14 protein-coding genes and 3 pseudogenes are annotated in these 18,050 nt (G+C 45.1%); 1 reads left to right on the plus strand and 16 read right to left on the minus strand.

The features are described 5' to 3' along the window. Positions 1-14 precede the first annotated feature (14 nt). The 11 genes and pseudogenes from DWX26_RS09095 to DWX26_RS09140 form a co-directional block, all read right to left on the minus strand. The gene (locus tag DWX26_RS09095) at positions 15-3,053 is read right to left on the minus strand and encodes a glycoside hydrolase family 2 TIM barrel-domain containing protein (RefSeq protein WP_118601286.1); all 3,039 of its coding nucleotides are present in this window, start codon (positions 3,051-3,053) and stop codon (positions 15-17) included. A gap of 97 nt (positions 3,054-3,150) precedes the next feature. Further along, positions 3,151-3,957 carry a carbohydrate ABC transporter permease gene (locus DWX26_RS09100; protein ID WP_243030596.1) on the minus strand — a complete coding sequence of 269 codons (807 nt, stop codon included), beginning with the start codon at positions 3,955-3,957 and terminating at the stop codon, positions 3,151-3,153. Beyond that, a complete protein-coding gene (locus DWX26_RS09105) occupies positions 3,957-4,844 on the minus strand; it encodes a carbohydrate ABC transporter permease (protein WP_118601287.1) in 888 nt (295 codons plus the stop codon). Before DWX26_RS09105 ends, DWX26_RS09100 begins: the two co-directional genes overlap by 1 nt. A gap of 188 nt (positions 4,845-5,032) precedes the next feature. Further along, the gene (locus DWX26_RS09110) at positions 5,033-6,409 is read right to left on the minus strand and encodes an ABC transporter substrate-binding protein (protein WP_118601288.1); all 1,377 of its coding nucleotides are present in this window, start codon (positions 6,407-6,409) and stop codon (positions 5,033-5,035) included. Between the two features lie 203 nt (positions 6,410-6,612). Continuing rightward, the gene (locus DWX26_RS09115; protein ID WP_243030598.1) at positions 6,613-7,554 is read right to left on the minus strand and encodes an AraC family transcriptional regulator; all 942 of its coding nucleotides are present in this window, start codon (positions 7,552-7,554) and stop codon (positions 6,613-6,615) included. A 173-nt stretch (positions 7,555-7,727) separates the two neighbouring features. Continuing rightward, the gene (locus tag DWX26_RS09120) at positions 7,728-8,027 is read right to left on the minus strand and encodes a cupin domain-containing protein (protein ID WP_118601289.1); all 300 of its coding nucleotides are present in this window, start codon (positions 8,025-8,027) and stop codon (positions 7,728-7,730) included. A 36-nt stretch (positions 8,028-8,063) separates the two neighbouring features. Beyond that, positions 8,064-9,467: an ATP-binding protein gene (locus tag DWX26_RS09125; protein ID WP_118601290.1), complete on the minus strand. Its 1,404-nt coding sequence runs from the start codon at positions 9,465-9,467 to the stop codon at positions 8,064-8,066. Positions 9,468-9,710: 243 nt separating this feature from the next. Continuing rightward, positions 9,711-10,397: pseudogene (locus DWX26_RS09130) on the minus strand (ABC transporter ATP-binding protein); the annotation flags it as partial. 198 nt (positions 10,398-10,595) lie between these two features. Further along, positions 10,596-11,366, minus strand: coding sequence for an ATP-binding protein (locus tag DWX26_RS17185; protein ID WP_243030604.1), 771 nt, complete (start codon positions 11,364-11,366; stop codon positions 10,596-10,598). Positions 11,367-11,540: 174 nt separating this feature from the next. After that, positions 11,541-11,849: pseudogene (locus DWX26_RS17190) on the minus strand (AlbA family DNA-binding domain-containing protein); the annotation flags it as partial. Between the two features lie 116 nt (positions 11,850-11,965). Further along, a complete protein-coding gene (locus DWX26_RS09140) occupies positions 11,966-12,232 on the minus strand; it encodes a TetR/AcrR family transcriptional regulator (protein ID WP_118601292.1) in 267 nt (88 codons plus the stop codon). 308 nt (positions 12,233-12,540) lie between these two features. Between DWX26_RS09140 and DWX26_RS17885 the strand changes: the two are divergent. After that, a pseudogene (locus tag DWX26_RS17885) lies at positions 12,541-12,768 on the plus strand (FCD domain-containing protein); the annotation flags it as partial. 104 nt (positions 12,769-12,872) lie between these two features. On the opposite strand, the gene DWX26_RS17200 reads toward DWX26_RS17885, so the two are convergent. The 5 genes from DWX26_RS17200 to nikB form a co-directional block, all read right to left on the minus strand. Continuing rightward, a complete protein-coding gene (locus DWX26_RS17200; RefSeq protein WP_118601294.1) occupies positions 12,873-13,610 on the minus strand; it encodes an ABC transporter ATP-binding protein in 738 nt (245 codons plus the stop codon). Between the two features lie 70 nt (positions 13,611-13,680). Next, positions 13,681-14,469, minus strand: coding sequence for an ABC transporter ATP-binding protein (locus DWX26_RS09155; RefSeq protein ID WP_118601295.1), 789 nt, complete (start codon positions 14,467-14,469; stop codon positions 13,681-13,683). A 61-nt stretch (positions 14,470-14,530) separates the two neighbouring features. Beyond that, on the minus strand, positions 14,531-16,180 hold the full coding sequence (locus tag DWX26_RS09160) for an ABC transporter substrate-binding protein (protein ID WP_118601296.1): 1,650 nt from the start codon (positions 16,178-16,180) through the stop codon (positions 14,531-14,533). A 102-nt stretch (positions 16,181-16,282) separates the two neighbouring features. Beyond that, the gene (locus DWX26_RS09165) at positions 16,283-17,104 is read right to left on the minus strand and encodes an ABC transporter permease (protein WP_118601297.1); all 822 of its coding nucleotides are present in this window, start codon (positions 17,102-17,104) and stop codon (positions 16,283-16,285) included. Beyond that, entirely contained in the window at positions 17,101-18,042 is a 942-nt protein-coding gene (gene nikB / locus DWX26_RS09170; protein WP_118601298.1) for a nickel ABC transporter permease, read from the minus strand. The genes DWX26_RS09165 and nikB overlap by 4 nt, the downstream gene beginning before the upstream one ends. Positions 18,043-18,050: the final 8 nt, after the last annotated feature.

Here is an 18,050-nt window from a genome sequence, read left to right on the forward strand (position 1 = left end):
ATCTCCTTTTATTCTCAAATGCCTCGGAATGTAAAGGTAAATTCCAGTTTCTGGTCAACCGGAATCAGGTATTCCGGATGGGTCTGTGCACCCCAGCTGTCGTCTCCTCCGACACCCATCTGCTGTTTTGCCACGCGCACAACGGTGTAATGTACCTGCGGCAGTTCATACGGATGCATCGCATTTTCCAGCTCGTGCGGTGTGTACGGCAGTGCGGAAAATTCCATCTTGTCGCCGCTGAACATCATACCACGGCCCTTGCGGTTCGTCACGGTTGCCCAGCGTACACCAACCTTGTTGCCGCACTCCTGCGGAACGAGATATTTCGCCATATTGTCTTCGACTTTATTCTTATAAACGCCAAGCTTTGCTCCGGCGCAGCGGTCCACATACGTCTCCTCCGGTCCCATGCCATACCAGGTAACGTGGTCGTAATCGGCATCCAGCTTGAACATCACGCCGAATTCCGGCATATCGCCGAGCTCTTTCACCGGATCATACGTCAGCGTCGTCTGAATGCTTCCATCGCCGAAGACACGGTAGGTCAGACGGCACTCACTCGCCGGTGTGGTCGGCATTACATAGCGGTAGCTGACTTCTGCGCAGTCCTCGTGTACTTCGATTTCCGGTGCATACAGTCCCGGATAATGGCTGCCGTTCGGATATTTGTGGGACAGATACATCGAAGCAATCTTCCACTGGCTGTAACGCATCGGCATCAGGCTTCCGCAGTCATTGTCGATCGGCGCACGCCAGAAGTTCGGTTTCGGAATCATTTTGATCATCTCAACGCCGCCGTAACGGTACGATACGAGTCCGCCGTTCAGATCGGAGAACATCACATCGAAATTCTCGCCGCGCACACCAAAATCATGGTTGGAACGGATCACTTCAAATTTCGCCGGTTTTTCTGCTTTCGCCGGTGCTTCCACTTCATAAACGCCCTGTCCAAATGCAACTTCATGGCCGCGCTTGCCCCATACGGTATCTTCTTTCAGGCGGAAGGAAACGGTCACCGCATACTCTCCCGGAAGTGTCTGTACCGCGATCGGCAGCTCCACCATTTTTTCCGAAAGCGGCTCCACCGAAACTTCCATCGGCACTTCTTTCAGTTTCTTTCCTTCTTTTTCGAGAAGTACTACGCATGCAAATGTATCGGTATTCACAAACAGGTTTTTATTTTTTACAACCGCCTTGTCTTTCTGCACGTCAATGGAAATATTCTGATAGCAGAATTTTACTTCCTGCATCTTCGGAGACGCGTCGCGCTCGCCGCCGTATACGATACCATTTCCACTGAAGTTATAATCACACGGATGGTCGTCAAAATCACCGCCATACGCCTGGAACTCTTTTCCGTAGCGGTCTTTTTTATAAATCGACTGATCGATATAGTCCCAGATAAAGCCGCCCTGGAACATTGGCTCTTCCTCGGTCAGATCCATATATTTCTTCATCGCGCCGCAGGAATTTCCCATGGCATGGGCATACTCACAGCAGACGTACGGTTTTCTGCGGTCTTTCGCTAAAAATTCCCGGATCTCGTTGACCGTGGTGTACATCCGGCTTTCCATATCGCTGGTGTCGTTGTATCTGCGGTCATCGTTCACTCCCTCATAATGGACAAGGCGGGTCGGATCCATCTTCCGGTATAACTGAGACATTTCAAAAATAACCTTTCCGCCAAACGATTCATTTCCGCAGGACCAGATCAGAATCGCCGGATGGTTTTTGTCTCTCTGATACATCGAATTCACACGGTCGAGCATGCAGTCCATCCACTCCGGGCGGTCGCATGGTACAACACCGGAGAAATCTCCGTTTCGTACCGCATCCGTATCTCTCGTTCCATGGGACTCCATGTTGCACTCTGCAATCATGTAAATACCGTATTCATCGCACAGATCATAAATGCCGACCGCATCCGGGTAATGGCAGGTACGGATTGCATTGATGTTGTTCTGTTTCATCGTTGTCAGGTCTTTGATCAGCTCTTCTCTCGAAACAACACGGCCGGATACGGAGCTGAACTCGTGGCGGTTGACGCCTTTAAAGACAATGCGTTTTCCATTCAGCATCATGATGTGGTCTTTCATCTCAAAGCGGCGGAATCCGACTCTCTGCGGAATCAGTTCCTGCACCGTTCCATCCTCTGCGGTGACTTCCAGCAGAAGATCATACAGCACCGGTGTCTCTGCGGACCACAGTTCCGGGTGATCGACTTTCAGAACAAACTGTGTTTCCCCATCCAGCACACCTTCGGTGCTCTGCAGTGCCGTTCCGTCTTTTGACAGGGTAATTTTCACTTTTCCTTTTCCGATCGTTTTCGTATCAATGACCAGATCTGCCTTCGTAAACGTATCATCCAGCAGCGTCTGTACTTTCAGATCCGAAACGTGAACCTCCGGAATCGTGTACAGATACACATCACGGTAAATACCGGAGAAACGGAAGAAATCCTGATCCTCGCACCAGCTTCCGCTCGTCCATTTGAAAACCTGCGCAGCCAGTTTATTTTCGCCCTCTTTCAGATACGGGGTCAGTTCAAACTCGGACGGAGTAAACGTATCCTCGCTGTAGCCAAGGAACGTTCCGTTCAGCCATACGGCAATACCGCTCTCTGCTCCCTGGAAGGAAACAAAAAGCCGTTTTCCTTTCATCTGATCCGGCACTTCAAAATATTTCACATAGGAAGCCGTCGGATTGAACCGCTCCGGAATCTCGCCCGGCTGGATTTCTTCTCTTCCTTCCCACGGATACTGCACATTGGCATACTGCGGTGCGTCGTATCCCTCCATCTGGATATGCGCCGGCACGCGGATATCATCCCATTTTGTGCAGTCATACTCCGGTGTCTCAAATCCCGGAATCGTGCTCTCGTAGTTCTTTGCGTAGTGGAATTTCCACAGTCCGTTCAGACTGTGACGGAAGTTTTCCACATGCTGCTCCATTTCTTCCACCGATCCATAATACCTGTGATCGGAATGCGCCGGTACCCGGTTCTCTCCATAATACGTCGGGTCCTTCACTTTTTCATACTGAAATACACCCATTTTTATTTTCCTCCTTCTGGAATTTTATTTTCTTTGATCTTTTGAAAAAAGGTGGATATTCATCCAAATATCCACCTTTTCTGTTCGATTCTTTTTCTTATTTTACAGCACCTGTGATACCTTCTGTGAAGCTCTTCTGGAAGCAGAAGAAAATGATTGCTGTCGGGATCGTACAGATGAATACGCCGAGCATCAGCACGCCATAATCTACAGTGTAGCCGCCGAGCAGGTTCGCTACCAGCATCGGCATGGTAATGGAATCATTGTTCTGTAAAATAACCTTTGGCCACAGATAGTTGTTCCATGCATTCATGAAGGTGATGATCGTTGCTGCCGCATAGGTCGATTTCATGGTCGGCATATACATGCGGAAGAAAATTCCTGTCTCGCTTAAACCATCCAGTCTTGCCGCTTCGATGATATCGTGCGGGAAAGAACGGGAAGCCTGACGGAACATCATAATCATAAACGGAGTGGAAATCGAAGGAAGCATAAATGCTGCCATCGTGTTGACCATTTTTAACTGTGAAAACATACGGAACATCGGGATCATGATTGCTGCGAACGGGATCATCATCGCAGTCAGAAGCACGGTAAATACCGCATCTTTCGCTTTGTCATGATAAATTTCAAATCCATAACCTGCGATTGAGCAGACCAGAAGACAAAGGACCGTCAGTACCGTTGCATTCCGGAACGAGTTCCACAGTGCAAGACGCAGGTTCTGCTGCGCAATCAGTGACTTGAAGTTTTCCATCAGATACGTACCCGGAATCAGTTTTCCGGCAATAACATCAATACTTCTGTTCGTAGACGCGCAGAACATATAGTACAGCGGAAATACAGAAAGGATGGATGCTACCGTTAAAACCAGATACATGAAGAATTTCTTTGTTTTTCCCATTATCGCTCGTCACCTACTTTCATCTGAAGCAGTGCCAGAATGGCAACCATAATCAGGATCAGGATCGACATTGCTGCCGCATAGCCGAAGTTTGGACTCTGTACAAAGGACATGTTGTAAATGTAATGAGACATGGTCATGGTTGATTTTCCAGGACCTCCGTTTGTCAGGTTCAGGGACTCATCGAACAGCTGCAGCGTACCATTGGTAGAGGTAATCGTGGTCAGCAGGATCATCGGCTTTAACAGCGGAACGGTGATCTTGAAGAAGGTCTGCAGCGGGCTTGCGCCGTCAATTTTTGCTGCTTCGTAGATCGAATATTCAATGTTCTGCATACCGGAGAGATAGAATACCATATTGTATCCCGTCCATCTCCAGACCAATGCGATGATGATAACGGCACGGGCTGTCCAGGCATTGGAGAACCACATGATCGGATGCATGCCAAGTCCGCGCAGAACGGTGTTGATAAATCCATCGTTTGCAAACAGGGAACGGAAAATCATTGCGTAAGATACCAGCGATGTTGCGCACGGCAGGAAAATGCAGGTACGGAACAGTCCCTTGAAACGCAGATCTTTGTTGTTCAGCATCGATGCAAACATCAGACCAAGGATCAGCATGATCGGCACCTGAATAATCAGGTAGAGGAAAGTGTTACTTAAAGTCTGTTTAAAAGTCGGGTCTTTTAAAATACGCGCATAGTTTGCAAATCCGTTGAATTTCAGGTTAATGCCCATACCGGTCTGCAAAGACAGGATAAATGCCTGAATCATCGGATAAAAGCTCATCCATGCGATCAGAATCGTTGCCGGAAGCAGAAAAACCCATCCGGTAAGATTCTGTTTTCTTTCCAAGTTCATTCCTTTTTTCTTCTGGCTGCTCATGGAATCTTCCTTTCTTTTTTCGCTGCGAGGTACGCTTGAAAAAATCTTTTTGCAGACAACATTGCATGTTCTCCTGCAGAAATCATTTTTCAAGCCCACCCCGGTGCAGATACAGAACGGGCCTGCTTCTGTCTGTCTAGAAGCAGACCCGTTTCTTATCGTCCTACTTTTTTACAATATGAGAAATCTCAGTTACCCATGTTGAACTCTACGGTTTCCTGTGCAGTCTGGAGTTCGCTGTCCATATCTGCTCCTGTCTGGATGATATTGGAAAGTGCGGTTCCGACAGCATCGCGTGCATCGTAGTAGAATGCTCCAGTGATGTTGGATGGAGTCTTGGTTGCGAAATCAACGATTTTTGCATAAACCGGGTCATCACTGAAGAATGCAACTGGCTGTGCATATGCTTCGGAATCTCCTGCCGGTGCCCAGGTTGCCAGAGCGCCTTTTGCGATGATGTCATCGTAAAGAGCTGTGCTGCCTGCGAAGGTAGATTTCATAAAGTCAATGGCAAGATCGGTTTTCTTGCAGTTGGAAGAAATTGCCCAGGAAGAACCACCGTTGTTGGAGTAGTTGGTTGCTCCGTCGATGCCGTCCAGTTTTGGCATATTGGTGAGCGCCCATTTACCGGACTGATCTTCGTTTGCTGTGATGGAAGCCATAATCCAGCATCCGTTGATAACGCCTGCTGTGGTTCCGTTGTTGATCGATGCAATGTACTGATCCCAGTCGGTAACTTCTACCAGAGTACCATCTTTTACCATCTGGCTGTAGATCTCAAGGATTGGTTTTAATGCTTTGTTGTCTACGATATTTACGGATCCATCCTCATTAAACAGAGACTCGCCGCAGGACTGCAGCATTTCCATAACAAGGTCTGGAGATCCGGCCTGAGATGTCAGGATTGGCTGGCCTGTTTTCTCTTTGACAACTTTTGCTTTTTCCATAAAGTCATTCCAGGTAATGTCTGTGAAATCATCTACGGTAAAGCCTGCCTCTTCCAGCATATCGGTACGCAGGCACTCGATCACAGCGCCATTGTCAAACGGAATTCCGTAGTTCTTTCCATCCAGTGTAGAGTAAGCAACTTTTGCGGATGAGAATTCGCCAAAGTCGATACCGGAATCGGTCAGATCTGTGAAAATGTCCGGGTAGTTGGTTGCATATTTCTGGAAGGAGTTGTCCTGCATCAGGAAGATATCCGGCAGAGTACTTAAGTCTCCTGCAGAAACTGCTGTGGTCAGGCGGGTTTCAATGTCATCGGACTGTACTTCGCTGACTTCTACCTTAAAGCCTTCGTGATCCTGCGCGTAAATCTCAGCTGCTTTCTGGATCGCATAAACGTTGAAGTTCGGGTCCCAGGTCCATACGGTTAAGGTGTTGTCATCATCTGAACCACCTTCTACTACGTCGCTGCTCTCTGATTTTGCAGTGGTGTCATCTGCTGCTGATGCATCGTTTCCGCCGTTGCTGGAGCTTGTTGTAGTTCCTCCGCTGGATCCGCATGCAGCCAGTCCAAGTACCATTGCTGATGCCATTACGATTGATACAATTTTTCTTCTCATATTGCACATCCTCCTTAAGATGTTATTTTACAACCTGACTTTTTCACATATATCGCTTAAAAGTCTTTTGGTTGTTTTGTACATTTTTTAGGTTTTTATCCCCTCAACATGTACAAATTATAACAACATTCTTTCGTCGGTTGTGCGCATATTCGACTCTATCCTATGCATTTTCAACTATTTATAGATATTTTCACTTTGTTTCACCATCCTTCCTGTGTTTTTATGTCAAATTTCAACAAATTCTGCTCGTAATGTTCCGGTGCCCTCCGCCATTGCTGGGGCGAAACGCCGAGAATCTTTCGAAAATTACGATTAAAAGTGGATATTGTTGTGAATCCGCAGTGCAGTGCAATGTCACTTACGGAGGCATTTGTCTTTCTCAGCTCTTTGCACGCTGCCCGGATCCGAACCCAGTTGATATATTCCACCGGCGGCATCCGCATGGATTCCTGAAAAATACGGCGCAGATGTGTCTCACTGATGTGGCACACATCCGCAAGTTCTTCAATCCGGATGCTCTCGTGGAAATTTTCCCCGATATAATTGAGCGCAGGAAGAATCAGGGCAATGCTGGCATCATCCAGAATGGCATTCTTTTCCTGCGTCTCATCTTTTTCATTCCATCTCGCAATCTGCATCAGAAGCGCCCGCGTCAGCCCCTTTACTTCTTCCAGATAAAATTCCTCTTTTTCATCCATGCATTTAATAATCAGTTTGATCAGCTCCGCCACCTCAGGTCTGTCCTCATTTTTCGAGTAATGAGCCCTCTGGTTGATGCGGGAAATCAGCTTCTGTGCCATACGCGAATTATCCTTATACAGTTTTGTGATAAAGCCTTCCACATCAATAAACAGCCATGCCCAGGAGCACAGACTGTTTTCCTTTGAGTTTGTCGTATGTGGAAAGTTCTTTGGTACTACCGTAAATGCCCCCCCGTCGTACGGAATTTCTTTATCTTCCAGGACAATTGTCCCCTCACCGTAATAGCAGACGCCGATCTCCATCATATTATGAAAATGCAGGTAATCAATCTGATAACCGTAGTTCTGTACCCATTTTTCGCCCAGAAGCGCCAGCACCGGACATTTTTCCGGCACTTCATAAAAGCGGTACTCCATTTTCATCTTTTTCTTTCTGCTCATACAGCCACCCCCTCGAAATAGTAACTCCATCATACCATGTACTGTTTTTTCCTACAAGCAAACCTGCCACTCATCTGTTCCCTTCGTATGCATGGAAACAAAAAAAACTGCCGAAAAAGCTTCTCTTTCAAAATCTCTTTCGACAGTTTCCTTTCCTCTGACAGAATTTTTTATCATGCTTCTTTTTTCTGAATCATCGCCAGAAATATCAGCGGATCGTCTCCTTTGCAGGAAATCGCATGGCCGTTTCCGTCCTCACAGAAGGTCGTCATTCCTGCCTCCACCGGATACGTCTTGTCGTTGTCCTGGTACAGGCCCTCTCCTGATAAAATGTGATATACTTCTGTCTCACCGTGATGCTCATGATAGGAAAGCTCATCCCCTGGTAAAATCGTCACTTTTGCAAATAAGGTTACTTTTCCCGAAAGGCGGTCGCCCTCCAGGAGTTTTTCTGTTGTGTGTTTGTCTGCCATAGTTTTTTCCTCGCTTCATTTTGTATTTCCATTCACTTAATTCATCTCATCACCTGCAGAGATGTGAGAATCCTTGCTATAAGCCCCTTCTAAGAACGCTTTCTCATCCACCCCTGCCAGATATCTTTTCAGCAAAAAAGCACAAAAATACGGAAACGTATAAATCTGCTCTCCGTATCCCATGTTACTGCCTGTAAATTTAATTCCGCAGTGGATGTCCGCATACTTTTTCCCGCTGATTAAAGTTCGTATGGATTTTGCCATTCCATTCTGTGCTTTAACCTCGACCGGAATCAGCGCATTTGCTGTCCGGACAAAAAAATCCTGCTCCAGTGAAGAATCGTCCCGTTTATAATAATACAGCCGGTAACCTGATTTTACCAGTGCTTCTCCGACAACATTCTCATAAAGCGCACCTTTGTATACACCAAGATTTTTATTGCTTCTTAAATCCACCTGGGCTTCTTCATCAAGCATGGCTACCAGCAAACCACTGTCTGCGAAGTAAAGCTTGTATTTCGTTTCATCATAATTTCCCTGCAATGGTAATTCCGGAAAATTCATACAATAGCATACATTGACCATTCCCGCATCATGCAGCCATTCGATGCACCCGCGGTAATCACGGAATCTCGCTCCTGATGCCACTTTTGAAATCTGGAATTTTTTGTTATCCTTCGCAAGCTGCACCGGAATATGGTTGAATACATTTAAAATTCTGGTCTGATCCATTCCTTCCGCATATTTGCGAATGTCCTCTTTATAGTCTGCAATCAGCTGTCTCTGTACTTCCAGTGAGCCCTCAAATGTTCCCTTTTCGACAAATTCCCGCACAACAGCCGGCATTCCGCCCAGAATACAGTAGTCTAAAAAGAGTTCACTGTACACCGACATCTCCACTTCATTAAACGGCTTCAGCGTCCGCATATGTTCCAGCATATCCTCTACCGTGCTGTCATCATATCCTTTCGCCCACAAAAATTCTTCAAAATCCAGAGAAAACATTTCATAATCGGATTTATAGCCAACACTGTTGCTTTCAATTTTCCGGTAATTGATCCCAAGCATAGAGCCGCTGCAGATCACGTCGAATCTGCCATCGATTTTAAAGAATTTCAGTGCAGTTGCAATCTCCGGAAATTCCTGCAGCTCGTCAAAAAAGAACAGGGTCTCGCCTTCTATAAAACGTTTCGACGGGTCAATCCTGGAAATATTTTTTATAATATCTTCCGTTTTATATCCATCGGTTGTAATCATTTTATACTTTGGTTCTTCTACAAAATTAATGCTAATCACACTTTTATAGTTTTGCTCTCCAAACCGCCGGATGGATTCGGTTTTTCCCACCTGCCGCGGTCCTTTTACAATCAACGGTTTCCGGTCCGGATTGCTTTTCCATGCACTCAGAAAAAAATCGATTTTTCGTTTTAAATAAAGCATCTCTTTCGCGCACCTCCTCTGCTTATTCTGATGCTTTTATTATATTCTTAACCGCAAAGGAAAACAACTTTTTTCACAAAATCAGAGGGAATTTTTCTATCTTATTCACATTTTCTGAGCGACTTTACACCATTTCTTCACATTTTCCTTTTTTAGTTTATCGCGCATCAAAAGAGCCCGTCCGGATATGCCAATCGGATATTCCAAACGGGCTCTTTCTATTTTTCAATTTTTACGGATCTGCTATGCCACAACATCCTCAAACTGCGAGTTATACAGATTTGCATAGAATCCATTTGCCGCGAGCAGCTCTTCGTGATTTCCCTGCTCGATGATATCGCCGTCTTTCATAACAAGGATCAGAATCTTGTTGTCTGCCAGAATGGCACGCGCAATCGCCAGACGCTGTTTCTGACCGCCGGAGACGTTGCTTCCGCCCTGGGCGATCGGCGTTTCGTATTTGTCATCTTTTGCTTCGATGAACTCAGTTGCCTGCGCAATTTCCGCTGCTTTTGCAATCTCTTCATCTGACGCATCATCTTTTCCAAAACGGAGGTTGGATGCGATCGTTCCGGAGAACAGAACACCTTTCTGCGGTACAAAACCGATTTCATCCCGCAGATCTTTCATTGTGATCCTGCGGATATCTTTTCCATCCAGTGTGATGGATCCGCCCGTTACATCGTAAAGACGCGGAATCAGGTTGACCAGTGTAGATTTTCTACAGCCGGTACTTCCGATGATCGCGGTTGTCTTTCCAGATTCTGCCACAAAGTCGATGTCATGAAGCACATCTTCCTCGGCACCCGGATATCGGAAGTTGACATGTTCGAAACGAACCACACCGTTTTTGACTTCCACTTTTCCCGGATTTTCTGCAGCTTCAATCGAGGACTTGGTCTGAATGACTTCGTCAATTCGTCCGGCAGCATGGACACCACATTCAGCTTTTTAAACTGATGCAATGCACGAAACAGTTCTTCAAAACTCTCTGTCACTCTTTTTCCCTTCTTCTTCCGCAAATATTTAATATCGTTATCTATTTACTAGTGTTAAATAATAACACCGGCAAGTTTCTCTGCCAAGAAAAATGCCGGTGTTTCTACTTTTTTTATAAATACGCAAGTTTTATTTTATACTATACTTCGTGTTGCGTCCCTTACCTTCCACAGTTATGATCCCTTTTTCCTCCATCTCTTTCAAAAGCTTTGTCGTTTTTGATCTTCCAAATGAAACATATGGTGCAATTTCCCCCATAGATTTCAACCTGTTTTTGCTTAATATCCCGTATATCATTTTCTCATCTTCTGTCAAATCCAGATTGCTTTCCCAGACCGGAAGTACAATCTGAATCGCATTTTCTGACACTTCAAACTCCGGTTTTCTTAAGCTTTTTTCGTAAAGTTGTCTGATTCTCATAATTCCCGTTCCAAAGATCTCAACAAATCCCAACCGGTAAAAAACATTTGCCAGATTTCTATTTCTTAAAACAGAAAGTTTTCCGGACAAATATTCATCTTTTGTAATACCTGCCGGCAGACCTCCCGGAGAAACTACTTCGATTCGATTCTCAAACATCAGAACTCTGATTTGCGATTCCACATCCCAGATCCTGTGAATCAAACCATTGGCGATCGCCTCTCGAAATGCAGCTTCTGGTATTTTTTCTATTTTTTTTCTGTCCGCACCTTTAATTTCCTCATATTGATAGTAATCTCTGAAAATTTCAATCGCTTTCTCATACACCTCTAAAATCGATCTGTTTTCAAATGTTACTCTTTTCTGGATAATACTGATGTTTTCGCCGAATCTGACCATGTCGATTCCCGGAAAGTGGTTCTGATCTGCCAAAAGACCAGCGGCATTATTGTATCCATTGGCATTGTCGTATAGATTCAAGGTTTTCAGCGTGTCCTGGCTAAAGGTTTCGATCTGAATATGTTCTTTCAGCTTTCGCTGTAAAATCTGAAAGGTCAGATTCTGGTCTTTGCATGGCAGTTCTTCAAATCGGATATTTTTTCCTTCCAGAACAAGCCTGGAAAATTCCTGTGTATCTACTTCTATCGTCGCGGTATCATTTCGTTTATATGCTTTTGACCTATATAAATACGGCTTCTGCGCACCGCTTTGTACGGTAAGTTTGATAATTTTATCATTATTTTGTGTTTCCAGTTTATAATCTGGCTGTGGAGAAATACTGTCATTAATTTTATTTTCTATATCCAGGCATGACTGTTTTACATCCGATAAGCCTTTACTGTTTCCCTCGTCATCGACTCCAAACAGAATAACTCCACCGTCATAATTCGAAAAAGCACTTACTGTTTTCAGAAATGTATTGGTAATCGTTTCTTTAAATTCCATGGTCCGTGTTTCTCGCATTCTGTTCACATCCTTTCCACTTTTTCATGCTTTTATTATACGCAAAACACGCAAAAAATCAATCGTATTTTTTTGCGATTGCTTTTTTGCGTGTTTTCAATCAATAAACTCGCGAATCAATTGTTTGTTTGCTTATTTCCATTCAAAAAATATTCGCAATCTGATTCGTTTAAAATTTTCAGCGTTCTGCCTCCTGCTGCCGGTTCCACCAGAGCGCCAAACAGTCCTTCCTTGTCCCGGAACCGGGAATAAATAGAACCCGTGGTTGTCTCTGCTTTTGCCGCAATTGTGCGAAGCGATGCATCCGCATATCCTTTTTCCAGAAACCCCTCCTTTGCACAGGATAAAATTCGCTCTGAAACGCCTTCGATTGGTTTTGTCAAGTTAACCTTCCTTCTTATAACAGTGTTATATAACGCTGTTATAAATATAAATCGTTTTCTTTTTGTTGTCAAATACGGTAATTGTCAAGGTCGGTTTTTCAAATACGCTTTCTGTTTCCATCTTGAATGGATTCCTGCTCCATGTTAGAATAAACACACAATGAAATTTCTATCTTAATCAGACTTTAGCAAAAACAAGAGTTTTTATGGGATGAAATAAATCAACCTTATCTGAACAAACTTATCAGATTCTGCGAGACGATATTTTAACGCAGAAGATCAAATGCGGAGAAAAGCTGAAAGCCGAAGTGACCTCTATTTTTGCCAAAGGGCGCGAAGCCGCAAAATGCGGGGACATAAAAACCTGGAACGACTGCTCCGATGATTTTCACCTGGTCTTCTACCGCTATTGCAACAATTCCCGACTCACCGAGTCTGCCAAACGCCTCAAAAGCGGCATTTCCATTTTTTCCAACCAGTACAGCCAGGAAACCGCCATCCAGACGAGCATTGATGCCGAACATGAAGCAATTTTCGCTGCTTACCAGAACGGTGAAACAGAAAAAGCCGTCCAGATGATGAAAACTCATCTAAACGACTCTCATGCCCTCCTGCTGAAATACTCCGGCCCTGCTGCAGCTTATTGCGCTTCATCCGGCACACACTTTATTTTCTTTATTTCTCCATCAAAAAGCATCAGAATCCGGTCGCAGACATTTGCTACCAGCGCCAGATCATGGGAAATAAAAAGCATGGCCATATGCTCTTCTTGTTGAATCTCTTTCAGAAGATCCACGATTTCCTTCTGCACCGAAACATCCAGCGCGCTTGTTGCTTCATCGCAAATCAACAGCGCCGGATGCCGCAGCAGTGCTCTGGCAATACAGACTCTCTGGCATTCCCCTCCGCTGATCTGCGATGGATATTTGGCGAGATAGCTCACCGGAAGGTGCACACGTTCCAAAATCTCTTCACACTGCCTTTTTCTTTCTGTTTTCGGAATTTTTCTGTAATAAAGCAATGCGTCATCCAGATTCTGCCCAATCGTCATCTTCGGATTCAGGGAAGATTTCGGATTCTGAAAAATCATCTGCACTTTTTTTCCAATTTCTTTTTGCGTCCTTTTTCCGGAAATCTGTTTTCCTTCCAGGTAAATGCATCCTTTCGTTGCCGTCGTAATGCCTGTCAGGATCTTTACGATTGTACTTTTACCGCTTCCGCTGTTTCCAATCAGCCCCAGACACTCTCCCGGCATCATTTCAAAACTGATGTCTTTTAATACATAAGTTCCATCTGAATTTCTGTGAAACTGTTTTTTTAAATGTTCCACCCGAAGCAGTGCTTCCATACCATTTCCGTACCTTTCTCTATCCCTCATCGAGTACAAGTTTCACCGGCTGCGGAATTGCCGCAATCAGTTTTTTCGTATAATCCTCTTTTGGGTCGTTTCATATTTCTTCCGGCAAACCCGATTCTATGATCCGGCCCTGATACATAACGCCGATTTCATCGGCAAGTCTTCTTGCAACTTCCATATTATGTGTCACCAGCAGAATCGAAAGATCTGTCTTTTTCCGCAGTGCGAGCAGCGTCTCGATCGTCATATCCTGTGAGGCGACATCCAGCGCACTGGTCGGTTCATCTGCCAGTAAAAGGGACGGCTGATTCATAATCGCAAGCGCAATTGCAACACGCTGACACATTCCTCCGCTTAATTCAAATGGATATGATTTTAAAACGCGCTGCGGGTTTTCAAATCGAAGCTCTTTTAAAAGCTCTTCCGCATCCTCTAAAATCTCTTTTTTGCTTTTTTTCCCCGCTGTTTTTGCATGCATATTTTGGCATTCCACAAACTGTTTCCCGATTTTGGCAAGCGGGCTTAATGACTGTTCCGGGTTCTGAAAAATATAACCCATTTTGTTTCCATGGACTTCACACCATTCCTTCTCTGAAAGCTGTATCAGATTCTGTTCTCCCATCCAGATATCTCCGGAAACAATTTTTCCCTCTTTTGTCAGGAGTCCTCCGATTGTACGAAGCAGAGTCGATTTTCCAGAACCACTCTCGCCGACAATAACGTAAATTTTCCCGGGAGAAAGAGAAAAGCTGACACCGTCAACTGCCAGCTTTTCTCCATATGTTACCGTTAAACGATCCACAATCAGATTTTTCTCTATTTGATTTTTCTCTGCCAGATGTTTGTCTGTCTTATTCTCTTCTATCCTGTTTTTTTTCATCTTTTGCGATCCGTTTCGTCTTTCGCCGTTGTTCCGGCTTTTGTTTCCTGTGCTTCTTTATTTATTCTTCCACAGACAGAGTATTGGTTACCAGATAATATTCCGTCGGATTGATCTGTACTCCTTTTACTTTGTTGGAGTATACAAAGATCAGCTGCTGATCTGCCACAAATGCAAATGGCATATCATCCAGTACCTGCTGCTCCAGTTCTCTGGTAAGAGAAACCACTTTGTCGTTATCCGATGTGGTACCAATTTCCGCTGCCAGCGCGTCTACTTTTTCGTTGGAATATCCACCATAATTGTTGCTGGCTCCCGTCGTAAACAACATATTGATAAAGTACGACGGAGTTCCAATCGGCGCCATGGCATAGTTTAAAATAGCAAGATCGAAATCACCCGATGCAAGAGGATCATCCAGCACATCCTGTGTCTCAATGGAAAGCTCAATTCCAATCTGGGACAGTTCTGCCTGAAGCATATCAGCAAGCTGGATGCAGTTGTCATTGTAGCTGTAAGTCAGCACTTTGAACGAAAGATTCACGCCGTCTTTGTCGAGGATACCATCTCCATCGGTATCCTGGTATCCTGCATCTGCAAGAATTTCTTTTGCTTTATCCGCATCGTAGGAATCGACGGTCAGATTTAATCCGTCTGTACCGCCAAATGCCAGGTTGTCCGGATAAATTCCATAGCACGGAGTTGCAAATCCCTGATAAACAACATCTGCATAGCCTTCACGGTCAATACAGTAATTGATTGCCTGACGTACTGCCAGATCGTCCAGTCCTTCTGTTTTCAGATTGAAGCTTAAAAAGTTTGCTCTTGTTGTCGTCACGGTATCGGTTGTATATTTCGAAGTATCTGTGAACTTTGATGCTCCGTTTGCTGTTTCCTGTGCGATCAGGTCAATCTCTCCGTTAGCAAGTGCCATATCCAGCGCATCCTGATCGTCGATAATTTTCAGCTCTACGGTGTCTGCCTTCGGAGCGCCGCCCCAGTAATTTTCGTTGGCACGCATTTTGACATCCGTCATAGCGGTAAACGAAGTTGCAACGTAAGGTCCTGTGCAGGAAACACCAAGCTCCTCATCCGGTTCTTCTGTTGCATCATAAATACCGAGAAGCGGATCACACAGATCATTTAACAGTGTTGGATTTGGTTCCGGCGTTACAATTGTAAATTTCATGCCGTCTGCTTCCATGGATTTGATTTTTAAGGTCGAATCTGCTCTCTCATTTTTCTCATAGGTACGCTCAAAGCATGCTTTTACTGCTTTTGCATCTACCGTTTTTCCGTTTGAGAACGTTACGCCATCACGAATGGTGAAAACCCAAGTATTTTCATCCGGTGTCTCTACCGATTCTGCGATCCATGGCTGCGGCTCAATATTTTCATCCAGACGGTACAGATTTTCGCTGATTCCATAGATGGACATGATCCAGCCATCCCAGTTATACGCAACGTCCAGACTTTCTGCACCAAAGAAACCGGTAGTAGCTCCAAGAACGAGATCTGCTCTTTCTCCATCTGTAGTCGTTTCCCCGGACTTTGAAACTGCGCCTGCTGCTTCCTCGGATGCTGAAGTCACACTTGCTGCTTCCGAACCTGATTTGGAAGATGTTTCACTCTCATTTGCCGTGCCGCATCCCGTTGCAAGAGATGCGAACAGGCAGGCTGCCATCATGACACTTACAATCTCTTTTTTCATTTGATTTTTCTCCTCTTTTTTGGTTTTTCCCGTCTTTCAGACGATCTTTTTTATGGAATCATCTGTCCGCCTTTTCGCGTTGCAGGTGGTTTCATCTTGAATTTAATTTTCTGTTCTTGCTTCTTTCTTATGTACAAACTCGCTCAGTCGGTCTCCGAACAGCTGAAAAACTGTCACAACCAGAAACAGGGCCAGACCATTAAAAACGATAATCCATGGTGCTTTCTGCAGATAATCTCTCGCCTCGCTCATAACGGCTCCCCACTCTGCGGTAGGACGCGCAGCACCGAGTCCCAGAAACGAAAGTCCTGCCATACTGAGGATTACACTTCCAATATCCATAGCCGCTGTTACAATAAGGCTTCCCATCATATTGGGCAGAATATAGGCTGTTATCATGCGATAAAGCGGTACACCGTTCATTCTTGCGGCATATATATAATTTTCCTGTTTCATGGAAACCACAAGACTCCGGGAAAGCCGTGCATACGTTGTCCAGTACACGGCGCTTAAGGCAAGCACGCCGTTCCACAGGCCGACACCTAAAATTCCCGCAATCGCAATCGACAGTACAAAAGCAGGAAAAGCCTGGAAAACCAGCGTGATTTTCATCAGAATCTCATCCAGAACCCCGCCTGCAAATCCGGCCAGAATTCCAACCAGTGTTCCCACCAGAAATACGATTCCGACAATCAGAAGTGCTGTATAAATCGATGTCCTGCTTCCCGCCAGAATACGGCAGAACACGCACCGCCCCAGATTGTCCGTTCCAAACAAATATTCTTTGCACGGCGATAAGAATGCATTTCTTACATTCACCGCATACGGATCGTGGCGGATCAGATGCGGACCGATTACCGGGATGATTAAGATAACTGCGAGAAACAACAGACTGATTTTAAATTTTCCATCCATTTTTTTCATCGTGCACTCTTTTCCCTTCTGACTCTTGGAACCAGAATCTGACACAAAAACTCTACTGCAGCATTTATCAGCAGGTAAATCATTGCCATCCAGACAACATAAGCCTGAATCACCGGATAATCCCGCGCGCTGATGGATGTCACAGCAAGTCTTCCGACTCCCGGCCAGGAAAAAATAGTTTCCACAATGGCAGAACCGCCAAGCAGAGTTCCAAATGACATGCCAAGCAACGTAACAATCGGAAGCATACAATTTTTCAGCACGTGGAAAAAGAGAATCCGGTTCTCCGAAGCTCCTCTTGACTTTAAACCATCGACATACTCCTGTTCCAGCTCCTGAAGCACAATGCCGCGAATCTGGCGGATATACCAGGCAGACAGTGTCAGCGCCAGGACAAGAGCCGGCATAATAATTCCTTTTCCACTTACCGATCCTATGACCGGCAGAAGCTGCAGTTTCATGGACAGTACATACATCATCAGCAGCGCCAGGAAAAAGGATGGAAGGGAGGACAGAAAATAAGTGACGAAACGAATCATATTGTCAAACCCTCTGTCCTTATACTTCGCACACAGTACTCCGATCGGAAAGGAAATCAGGATCGTAAGCGCGAGCGCTGCCACTGTCAGAAGCAGAGTCGCCGGAATCGTTTTCTTTAACTCGCCGGCCACGGCTTTTCCTGTTTTATAGGATTCTCCCAGATCTCCGTGGAAGAATTCATTCAGCCATCTTCCATACTGCACGGCAAAGGGATCATTCAGGCCAAGCTCTTCCCGTTTTAATTCCAGTGCCTTTTCCGAAACACGCATACCGGATTTTTTCAGTGCCACCATTGCCGGATCTCCCGGCGAATGATAAACCAGTAAAAAAGAAAGGAACGTAATTCCGATCAGCAGAAGTATTGTTTTTCCGATCACTGTTAACCATTTTTTTATCATGCTATTCC

It is taken from the genome of Blautia sp. AF19-1 (genome assembly GCF_003479155.1).
GTDB classification, from domain to species: Bacteria; Bacillota; Clostridia; order Lachnospirales; family Lachnospiraceae; genus Fusicatenibacter; species Fusicatenibacter saccharivorans.

Excerpts from the sequence above, each read along its gene's own strand:
- DWX26_RS09115 (WP_243030598.1), bottom strand. The coding sequence starts at position 7,554 with ATGAGCAGAAAGAAAAAGATGAAAATGGAGTACCGCTTTTATGAAGTG.
- nikB (WP_118601298.1), bottom strand. The coding sequence starts at position 18,042 with ATGATAAAAAAATGGTTAACAGTGATCGGAAAAACAATACTTCTGCTG.
- DWX26_RS09125 (WP_118601290.1), bottom strand. The coding sequence starts at position 9,467 with ATGCTTTATTTAAAACGAAAAATCGATTTTTTTCTGAGTGCATGGAAA.
- DWX26_RS09165 (WP_118601297.1), bottom strand. The coding sequence starts at position 17,104 with ATGAAAAAAATGGATGGAAAATTTAAAATCAGTCTGTTGTTTCTCGCA.
- DWX26_RS09110 (WP_118601288.1), bottom strand. The coding sequence starts at position 6,409 with ATGAGAAGAAAAATTGTATCAATCGTAATGGCATCAGCAATGGTACTT.
- DWX26_RS09120 (WP_118601289.1), bottom strand. The coding sequence starts at position 8,027 with ATGGCAGACAAACACACAACAGAAAAACTCCTGGAGGGCGACCGCCTT.
- DWX26_RS09155 (WP_118601295.1), bottom strand. The coding sequence starts at position 14,469 with ATGAAAAAAAACAGGATAGAAGAGAATAAGACAGACAAACATCTGGCA.
- DWX26_RS09160 (WP_118601296.1), bottom strand. The coding sequence starts at position 16,180 with ATGAAAAAAGAGATTGTAAGTGTCATGATGGCAGCCTGCCTGTTCGCA.
- DWX26_RS17200 (WP_118601294.1), bottom strand. The coding sequence starts at position 13,610 with ATGAGGGATAGAGAAAGGTACGGAAATGGTATGGAAGCACTGCTTCGG.
- DWX26_RS09095 (WP_118601286.1), bottom strand. The coding sequence starts at position 3,053 with ATGGGTGTATTTCAGTATGAAAAAGTGAAGGACCCGACGTATTATGGA.
- DWX26_RS09100 (WP_243030596.1), bottom strand. The coding sequence starts at position 3,957 with ATGGGAAAAACAAAGAAATTCTTCATGTATCTGGTTTTAACGGTAGCA.
- DWX26_RS09105 (WP_118601287.1), bottom strand. The coding sequence starts at position 4,844 with ATGAGCAGCCAGAAGAAAAAAGGAATGAACTTGGAAAGAAAACAGAAT.